Genomic DNA, 8,682 nt, shown 5'->3' on the forward strand with positions numbered 1-8,682 from the left:
AATTGTGCTTGACGTGTGTAGTAAAAGTTTAGATAATGCGCGCACAGTTTTCGGCTATGTAGCTCAGTTGGTTAGAGCACCGCACTCATAATGCGGGGGTCACAAGTTCAAGTCTCGTCATAGCCACCATTTTATAGACCACGCTCCTGCGTGGTCTCTTTTTATCTGCTGTTTTTGTCAAACTTAAAAAATTATTTTAATCGTTAATTTTTGAATTTTTAACTTCAATCTATTTGAAAGATCGATTGAATTTTAATATGTATTGCTGTTAGTGCTGAAAAATGAACAATCGCAAATTAAGCGCGTAAAAAATGTGCATATGTTTTGTGTTTTCAAAGTCATAGGCTTGACCTGCTCAGTAGAACCCTAGATAATGCGCTCACAGTTTACGGCTATGTAGCTCAGTTGGTTAGAGCACCGCACTCATAATGCGGGGGTCACAAGTTCAAGTCTCGTCATAGCCACCATTTTATAAACCACGCTCCTGCGTGGTTTTTTTTATCTGTTATTTGTATATGGATGATAAATTGGAGCACTAAAAAAGCCCGTCAATAAGTCATTTATGGACAGGCTATTATTTTTTATAAGTGTTTTTCGATGCAGGCTAAAGTCTGGGGATTTTCATAGAAAGGTTTTAAAATCATGGTGATGATCGGTTCCAAAACACCGTGTTCATCTAAAGCCGCCACAACCTTTGGATAAAAACGAACGGCTTCATTTTGAAGGTCGCTTTCTTCTAGTCCAATTGCAGTAAAAACATCTTCTAAGCTTTCGTCTTTATAAAAGTCATAAAAGACTTTTACGCCATATAAAATAAGATCTTGAAGGAATGAGGATTGGCGTAATTCTTTCCAATATTCGTAGATCATGACAAAGAATTCTTCGACATCGAGTGGGGTGACTTGCTTGGTATACTCTGATAGCGGTTTGGCTTTGTTGTCATCCCAAATATTACGTGCAAGGCTTTCTAAATCATCATTTGAAAGTAGGCTTAAATCGACGAGTTGTTCTTGAATAAAGCGAGCAATACTTTCTTCTATTTTATGTTCGATACGCTGTTGTTGACGGTGGGAAAAGGTTTTTAGTTTTTGTTGCCACTCATATTTGCTGTCAGAAATTCGTTCTTCATCTGTTTGTGAAAATAGTTTTGGTAATTTATTTTGCAGTGTTGTTGTTGCGATGTATTGGCAGAGCTGTTGAATCGATGGGCTTTCTTTTAAGAAATGGTTTAGGTAATGGCGAATATTTTCAAGTTCTAAAAATTTAGACAGCCATATTTCAAATTGTTGATCTGAAAATACATCCTGTAATTGTGCTGATGACTGCAAAGAAAAGACATGAAGTTTTTGTGCGATTTCACCAATAAACTCTAATAAACCTGCGCCTAACTGCATCTCAAACGCATAGCGTTTAACAACGGCTTGGATTTGTTCTAACTCAATGACTTCTTTGAGTTGAATATTGGGTGCGTGTTGTAAAAAAAGTTGAATGAATTGCTGAAAAAAATCAGCAGAAAGTTGCGTGGTGAGTTGAGTTTTATAAAATGAAACTTGCTCAAGCAAAAGTGCTTGAGCAAGTAATTGTGACTTTTCAGAAACAATTTGTTCAGTCATTCGCGGTCCATCCGTTGACGATAGGGTAGCGTCGTTCGCGATTGAAAGCACGTGAACTAATACGTGGCCCAATTGCGCCTTGACGACGTTTATATTCATTACGATCGACCAAGCGAATCACTTTTTCTACCACTTCGGCTTGGTAGCCTTTTGCGATAATGTCTGCTTGGCTGAGATCTTCTTCTATATAAGCATATAAGATTGCATCAAGTACATCATAGGCTGGCAATGAGTCTTGATCTTTTTGATCAGGACGTAACTCTGCTGATGGTGGTCGAGTGATCACACGTTCAGGAATCACAGGTGTTTCACTCAGTGTATTACGGTACTTTGCGAGTTCAAATACAATGGTTTTGTAGACATCTTTCAGTACAGAGAAGCCACCAACCATATCGCCATACAACGTACAATAACCGACAGAGATTTCAGATTTGTTACCTGTAGACAGAACTAAATTACCAAATTTATTGGAGAGTCCCATCAACAGTGTGCCACGCGTACGCGCTTGTAGGTTCTCTTCAGTTGCATCCGCAGGGCTATTACCAAAGAATGGAAATAAGGTTTGCATGAAGCTATTTACGATCGGATGAATTTCAGCGATACCAAATGTCACACCCATGCGGCGCGCTTGTTCTGTCGCATCTTCAACACTCATTTGAGAGGTGTAGGTATAAGGCATCATCACCGCTTGTACTTTATCAGCACCAATTGCATCAACAGCAATTGCAAGTGTCAAAGCTGAATCAATACCGCCAGACAGACCTAAGATAACACCAGGGAAGCCAGAGCGCTGTACGTAATCACGGGTTGCCATGACCAGTGCTTGATAAATCTCAGCAAAAGTATCTAAAGTTGGTGTTGTTTCTGCGGTTTTAAATTGTTTTTGTTCTGCATCATATTCTGCAAAATAAACAGATTCTTGGAAACTTGGTGCTTGTAGCGCAACTTGTCCGTTGTTATTGCTTACAAAACTAGAACCATCAAAAATTAAGTCATCTTGTCCGCCGACTTGGTTCACATACACAATATTTAAGCTCAATTGTTTTGCAAGTTCATTCAAGCTTTGAATACGATGCTGTGGCTTGCCAACTTCATAAGGAGAAGCATTGAGGATGAGTACAGTTTCAACATTGAGCTGGCTGAGTTGTTTTACTGTATTCAATGACCATACATCTTCACAGATCAGCACACCAAATTTGTGACCTTGATATTCAAATACCAGATGTTGATGACCTTCTTGGAAGTAACGACGCTCATCAAACACACCGTAATTTGGCAAGTTATGTTTATTGTAGATTCCTAAAACCTGCCCATTCTTCATCACTGCAGCAGAGTTGTAACGCTGGCCATCTTCAGTTTGATTTACAAAACCGAATACCATAACGATATCTTTGACTTCACTTAATTGAGTAAATGCTTTCTGGGTACGTTTTTGTAGATTTGGGCGAATTATCAAATCTTCGGCGGGGTAACCGAGTGTTGATAGTTCAGGGAAGATGATTAAATCGGCCTTTTGTTGTTTCGCTAAATTAGCTTGTTCAACCATCTTTTGAGTATTTGCGTCAATATTGCCAATATGCGGAGAGAATTGAGCAAGGGCAATTTTAAAATTTTTCATTCAAACCTAATCCTAAGTCTTAACTGATGCTGATATACAAGTTTTTGATTTATATAAGTATAGTTTTAAAAACATGTGTATATCATGGCGCCAAACATTCTATATCTAGAAGAGAAATCATAAGTTGACTAATATATACTAAATGCACATTTTACTGCGTAAAAATAACAAGTTTTTCTGTATAAAATACGAAGATGTGTCAGTGGTTTTTCGTATTTTGGCGTGTTTTCGTGCTTATGCTGTGATTGTGAATCGCTTTAATCATGCAACCTGAGTTTTTTCATACCATTTTCTCAGGTGTAAATGACAGATCAATGACGAGAAAAGCCAGCTTTAAATGAATTTAAAAAATAAAAAATAATCAGAAAATGAGTTTAATGGGTTCTTATTAATGATCTTTTAAAACTATTATTACATTTTATTCAATAGCTTATGTTTTTATGGTTATTTTATATACCGTTCGTCGGGAATCTCTTTGCGACACTTGAGTGTACATTCGTGCACTGCTATTATCCTAATCAATGTGAACACATGTACACTGTGGTGAAAATCCTAGCATGTGGTGAATAAACAAAAGAGAGGTAACACATATGTCAATTTTATTTTTTCTTATCATTGCATCAGTTCTAGCGATCGTTGTCGGACGTTTAGGTACGATTTTATTGCAATATAAAGAACAACAAGTTTGATCTTGTTTAATTTTTAAGGAGACGAATATGTCAATTATATTATTTCCAGTGGTAGCCGCAACTTTAGCAATTGTTGTTGGTCGTGTCGGGACAGTGATGTTGCAAAAGCAAGATCAATCGAAATCGAATTAATACGATTTTAGCTGTCACCTATAAATCAAATTAGAGAGGTAAGCCTAATGATAGTTCCAGTAATTTTATTTCCTGTCGTTGCGTTTGGATTAGCAATTGGTATAGGACGTGTTGGTACAATTGTTAAAGATGCAATGCGTGTAGATTTTACGACTGAAATGGATGATAGTCATGAACTCAAATCTGAAACTCGCAAAGGTTCTGCTGCGTAAAGCTGATTGCGATTTACTTAAATAGAAAGCCCTGTAGATAAAATGACAGGGCTTTTTATTTTTCCAAAATAATATTAGGGATTTTCTTCAGAAAAATATCGCGAGCAATATCACCTTGTTGTTCAATGTTGTAATCATTAAAAGCTTTGCCTGATATAAATTGGTAGTGATAGGGATTGTATTTTTTAAAGCTTAAATAATAACCCAATTGTAAAATTGCCCCTTTAAAAATGACATTGGTATGTTGCTGATGCTGCAAGATGTGGGCAAGTTCGTGGATAAAAATTGCTTTTAGGTGAATTGGGCAGATTGAATAATCTGGACAATAATTTTGCTGGTGTACAAATAGGTTGCCGTTCGGCGCAATGAAAATATTGACGGGCTGCCACGGTAAGTAGGGAATATTAAAAATTCTAACTTGTGAATAGTCGATAAGATTGCCAAAGACGGGGCGAGCCATCTCAATCTCAGCTTGAGTGAGTCCGCGATAAGCAAATTCATTTATTTTAAAAAAAACAATCAAATTTGAAATGAATCTCGCTTTTAATTTTTGAGTTAATCGATACCAAAGTTTGGACATTTTGAGAATCTAAGGTGGATGGTGCTTAAAAAACATCTAGGTTTTTAATATTGAGTCTAAAGAAAAAACCCCAGTTAAAACTGAGGTTTTACAACAACTAAAATGATGATAGCAAATAAAAGCAGCGTTGGCATTTCATTGAAAAAGCGCCAAAACTTATGCGATTTGTAGTGCGCGTTGCCAATCAGCTTTTTGCGATAATAACCGCACACAAAATGGTAAATTACCAATAGCCCGACTAAGCCGACTTTAAGATAAAACCATAATGCTTCATGGTAATGTCGGGTTGCATCGCCCCATTCAACGAGAAAGTGGGCAGTCACTAATGTGGCAATCATAGACGGCCACATGATACCGCGATACAACTTACGCTCCATGACTTCAAAGCGTTGATGACTAATCGCATCTTCACTCATGGCATGATAAACATAAAGACGTGGTAAATAGAACAATGCAGCGAACCAACATACCACAGCAATTATATGTAATGCTTTTACCCACAAGAAAGCATCAGAAGGTGCATCCATCGATAATCCTACGTGTGTATTTCACGTGGGATTTAGGCATCCCACTTCTTGAAAATAAGGCAGGCATTAACGCCGCCAAAGCCAAAACTGTTACTCATTACAGTATTCAATTTTGCATCACGTTTTTCAAGTACAATATCGAAACCTTGTGCGCCTTCATCAAGCTCAGTGACATTGATGTTCGGTGCAATAAAGTCATTTTGTAACATCAAAACAGAGTAGATTGCTTCGTGAACGCCAGCAGCACCTAAGCTGTGACCAGTCATCGATTTAGTTGAGCTTACAGGTGGAACTTTACCCTCACCAAATGCACGCTCCATGGCTTTAAGTTCGGTAATGTCGCCCGCAGGAGTTGAAGTACCATGTGTATTTACATAGTCAATTGATTCAACGCCGTGTTGTTTCGCTTCTTCGAGTGCCATCAAGATACAGCGAGTTGCGCCTTCGCCACTCGGTGCAACCATGTCTGCACCATCACTATTTGCTGCGTAGCCAACAACTTCAGCTAAGATTTTTGCACCACGTGCTTGAGCGTGTTCGAGAGATTCAAGAATTACGAAACCACCGCCACCTGCGATTACGAAACCATCACGGTCTTTAGAGTAGGGGCGTGAAGCAGTTTCAGGTGTGTCGTTATATTTAGAACACAAAGCACCCATTGCATCAAACAGTAAACTTTGTGACCAGTGATCTTCTTCACCACCACCTGCGAGCATAAGATCTTGTTTACCTAAAGCAATGAGGTTATATGCATAACCGATTGCATCAGCAGACGTTGCACAAGCACTTGCGATAGAGTGAGCTACGCCTTGAAGTTTAAATGCAACACCAACGTTGGCAGTAATGGTATTTGTCATGTTGCGAGGTACGAAGAACGGGCCTACTTTACGTGCGCCTTTCGTTTCTAAAAGTTCAGTCATTTCTACAACAGAAGCAGTTGAACCGCCGCCGCTACCACCTGCAATACCATAACGTGGGTTATCACCTAAGTCTTCTGCTTTTAAGCCTGCATGTTCAACAGCCGCAACAGCCGCATTGTAGGCATACATCGCACAAACACCCATAAAGCGTTTTACTTTACGGTCAATACCATCAAAATCTTGCTCTGCGGCTGCGCTGACATGGCTTTTAAAATTCAGTTCGGCATAAGTTGGGTTAAAACGTGTCCCAGAGATTCCATTTTTTAACGAATGAGTGACCTCTTCTAAAGAGTTACCGATGCATGAGTTGATGCCCATACCAGTGATTACAACACGTTTCATTTACTGATCCCTTTTATGGTAATACTAAGCCTTGTTTATCATCTCTATGAACAATAACGAGGAGAATATAATGATTAAAATGGCTTATGAGTGAATGACATCATGATAACAGAAAGGTTTTTTATTTCTTATGGCAAATTTTATGTCTATTTTCAGTTGTGTAAATATTCGTAATGATCCGTGAGCTAGAACAGAAACACGATGAAAGTATACAGATAAACATTGAGATAAATCTGTATTCAACCTAGTATTTACCTAGAAATGCACAGAATATAGAACAGAGGTACTTGATGACAAAATCTAAAAACAAACCATCTTCGGGTTTATTTGCACAAGCCTTTGGAGTGGCTAAAAAGCTCAGTTCGGAATTGCAAAAATTACAAGTTGCCCCAACGACTTCTGGTGTAGCAGGTCTTGATTCATCCAATGTGATTGAAGGAAATGCACGTTTGAAGGGCTCGTTTGAGGTGGAGAAATATGAAAGTCCGCAACAGATGTTGCGCCAACAATTTCCAAAATTATCGCACCAACTGTTGGGTCGTCACTACACCAAAGTCAATAATGTGGCCACTTTTATATCTCCTGATTTAAGTGAAAAAGTCTCAGACTATTTATTTCAATGGTTAAATGAATTTAGTTCAAATAGTTCAATGACTGAAAAAATCCTTGAAGAAGCTGGCGTAACTGCGATCGCTGAGTTAACAAATGATACTGGGCGTTCACAACGTTTAAGCCAAGCATTGATTGAACAAAATAAACTATTGGCTGCAGCTCAGGGTTTAGTGACAGGTGCTACGGGTATATGGGGTGCCGCGATCGACATTCCTGCTTCAATTGTTTTGGCACTGAGAACGATCTATCAAACAGGTCGCTCTCATGGGTTTGACTTAACCGAAGAAACTGATCAAGACGTTGTTGCTTTTATTTTTAAAGAAATAGATCTAGGCATTGTTGCTGAGAAACAGACATTGTTGCTTGCTTTAAAAGCCCTTAAATCCATGTTGGAAACTCATGATTTACAGCAGTTTCAACAAATATTGGGTTCAAATAATGATATTGAGCTCGTCAAAAAATGGTTGGTGGATGAAGATGGCCAATTTAAATGGGGTTGGCTGAATCATATTCCACAAGTTTCTGTGATCGGGAAATTAACGCCAGTTGCAGGTGCTGCATTGGGTGGTTTTTATAGTTGGCGGTTTTTGGAAGATGTTGGACATAAATCTCAATCGGTCTTTGGGGCAGCACGTTTCTATTTAAATGAACATCCATCAGAGAATATTTCGCCATTAGAGGCCTATTATAAAGCTGAAGACTTATTGAAAAAAACGAATCCGAAGCGATTGGGTGCTACAAGTGCTGAGTCACATCAAGCGATTGTATCGGATGATGTGAAAAATAATGTGATTACCAATGTCACTGTCCAATTCAAAGAAGATGTGAGAACGCAAACTCAAAGTGATGAAAAAGTCGAGGATGGTATCCAACAACTTGCTGAGCAACATGTTGTTGAACATGAGCATACTGAACAACAACCCGCTTTAAAAGTAGAGCAAAATGAGTTGTTTGCGGATGAAGATCAAGAGGCTGTGAGTGAGAAAAAAACCATTGATATAGAGCCTGCTTCAACAAAACATAGTTAAATTTTTGATGATGTATCGATCAACTCGAATAACTATTTAATTCTAAGAATGGTCAACATTTGCTGTGTATTGCAATGTTGACCATTTATACTTCTTAGCTTACAATTGTGTGCCCTTGAAAAGAGGTGTTTTTCTTTTTGAGGTTGTTTAATAACGGGAGAATTGCCAAATGGCAACAACAAATCAGTTGATCCGTAAGGGTCGTACAACTTTGATTGAAAAATCAAAAGTTCCTGCGTTGAAGGCTTGTCCACAACGTCGTGGTGTATGTACACGTGTTTACACGACTACACCTAAAAAACCAAACTCAGCAATGCGTAAGGTTTGCCGTGTTCGCTTGACTTCAGGTTTTGAAGTATCTAGCTACATCGGTGGTGAAGGTCATAACTTACAAGAGCACAGTGTTGTT

General features: G+C 38.5%; 8 protein-coding genes and 2 tRNA genes. 5 read left to right on the forward strand and 5 right to left on the reverse strand.

Translation table 11 applies throughout. The features are described 5' to 3' along the window. The first annotated feature begins 52 nt into the window (after positions 1-52). Both J2Y37_RS13255 and J2Y37_RS13260 read left to right on the forward strand, forming a co-directional pair. Positions 53-129 (forward strand) — tRNA-Met (locus J2Y37_RS13255). 261 nt (positions 130-390) lie between these two features. Next, a tRNA-Met gene (locus tag J2Y37_RS13260) sits at positions 391-467 on the forward strand. A 114-nt stretch (positions 468-581) separates the two neighbouring features. On the opposite strand, the gene J2Y37_RS13265 is transcribed toward J2Y37_RS13260, so the two are convergent. Both J2Y37_RS13265 and J2Y37_RS13270 read right to left on the reverse strand, forming a co-directional pair. Further along, positions 582-1,613: a hypothetical protein gene (locus J2Y37_RS13265; protein WP_004670070.1), complete on the reverse strand. Its 1,032-nt coding sequence runs from the start codon at positions 1,611-1,613 to the stop codon at positions 582-584. Next, a complete protein-coding gene (locus J2Y37_RS13270; protein WP_349033110.1) occupies positions 1,606-3,231 on the reverse strand; it encodes an NAD+ synthase in 1,626 nt (541 codons plus the stop codon). The genes J2Y37_RS13265 and J2Y37_RS13270 overlap by 8 nt, the downstream gene beginning before the upstream one ends. Positions 3,232-4,099: 868 nt before the next feature. On the opposite strand from J2Y37_RS13270, the gene J2Y37_RS13275 reads away from it, so the two are divergent. Continuing rightward, the gene (locus J2Y37_RS13275) at positions 4,100-4,264 is read left to right on the forward strand and encodes a hypothetical protein (protein ID WP_005198086.1); all 165 of its coding nucleotides are present in this window, start codon (positions 4,100-4,102) and stop codon (positions 4,262-4,264) included. Positions 4,265-4,319: 55 nt separating this feature from the next. On the opposite strand, the gene J2Y37_RS13280 is transcribed toward J2Y37_RS13275, so the two are convergent. The 3 genes from J2Y37_RS13280 to J2Y37_RS13290 form a co-directional block, all read right to left on the reverse strand. Beyond that, entirely contained in the window at positions 4,320-4,724 is a 405-nt protein-coding gene (locus J2Y37_RS13280) for a hypothetical protein (protein WP_349033111.1), read from the reverse strand. A gap of 194 nt (positions 4,725-4,918) precedes the next feature. Further along, positions 4,919-5,371: a CopD family protein gene (locus J2Y37_RS13285; protein ID WP_004670082.1), complete on the reverse strand. Its 453-nt coding sequence runs from the start codon at positions 5,369-5,371 to the stop codon at positions 4,919-4,921. A gap of 32 nt (positions 5,372-5,403) precedes the next feature. After that, positions 5,404-6,633, reverse strand: coding sequence for a beta-ketoacyl-ACP synthase II (locus tag J2Y37_RS13290; protein WP_004670084.1), 1,230 nt, complete (start codon positions 6,631-6,633; stop codon positions 5,404-5,406). A gap of 290 nt (positions 6,634-6,923) precedes the next feature. Here J2Y37_RS13290 and J2Y37_RS13295 point away from each other — a divergent pair, with 290 nt between their 5' ends. Both J2Y37_RS13295 and rpsL read left to right on the forward strand, forming a co-directional pair. Then, a complete protein-coding gene (locus J2Y37_RS13295; protein WP_349033112.1) occupies positions 6,924-8,273 on the forward strand; it encodes an EcsC family protein in 1,350 nt (449 codons plus the stop codon). A gap of 169 nt (positions 8,274-8,442) precedes the next feature. Next, positions 8,443-8,682, forward strand: a 240-nt coding sequence (gene rpsL / locus J2Y37_RS13300; RefSeq protein WP_349033113.1) for a 30S ribosomal protein S12, incomplete at its 3' end; no start/stop codon positions are given.

Source organism: Acinetobacter sp. 3657 (assembly GCF_031456775.1).
In the GTDB taxonomy this organism is placed as follows: Bacteria; Pseudomonadota; Gammaproteobacteria; order Pseudomonadales; family Moraxellaceae; genus Acinetobacter.

Coding starts and splice junctions, on each gene's coding strand:
- J2Y37_RS13285 (WP_004670082.1), bottom strand. CDS start 5,371: ATGGATGCACCTTCTGATGCTTTCTTGTGGGTAAAAGCATTACATATA.
- J2Y37_RS13290 (WP_004670084.1), bottom strand. CDS start 6,633: ATGAAACGTGTTGTAATCACTGGTATGGGCATCAACTCATGCATCGGT.
- J2Y37_RS13295 (WP_349033112.1), top strand. CDS start 6,924: ATGACAAAATCTAAAAACAAACCATCTTCGGGTTTATTTGCACAAGCC.
- J2Y37_RS13265 (WP_004670070.1), bottom strand. CDS start 1,613: ATGACTGAACAAATTGTTTCTGAAAAGTCACAATTACTTGCTCAAGCA.
- J2Y37_RS13280 (WP_349033111.1), bottom strand. CDS start 4,724: ATGGCTCGCCCCGTCTTTGGCAATCTTATCGACTATTCACAAGTTAGA.
- J2Y37_RS13270 (WP_349033110.1), bottom strand. CDS start 3,231: ATGAAAAATTTTAAAATTGCCCTTGCTCAATTCTCTCCGCATATTGGC.
- J2Y37_RS13275 (WP_005198086.1), top strand. CDS start 4,100: ATGATAGTTCCAGTAATTTTATTTCCTGTCGTTGCGTTTGGATTAGCA.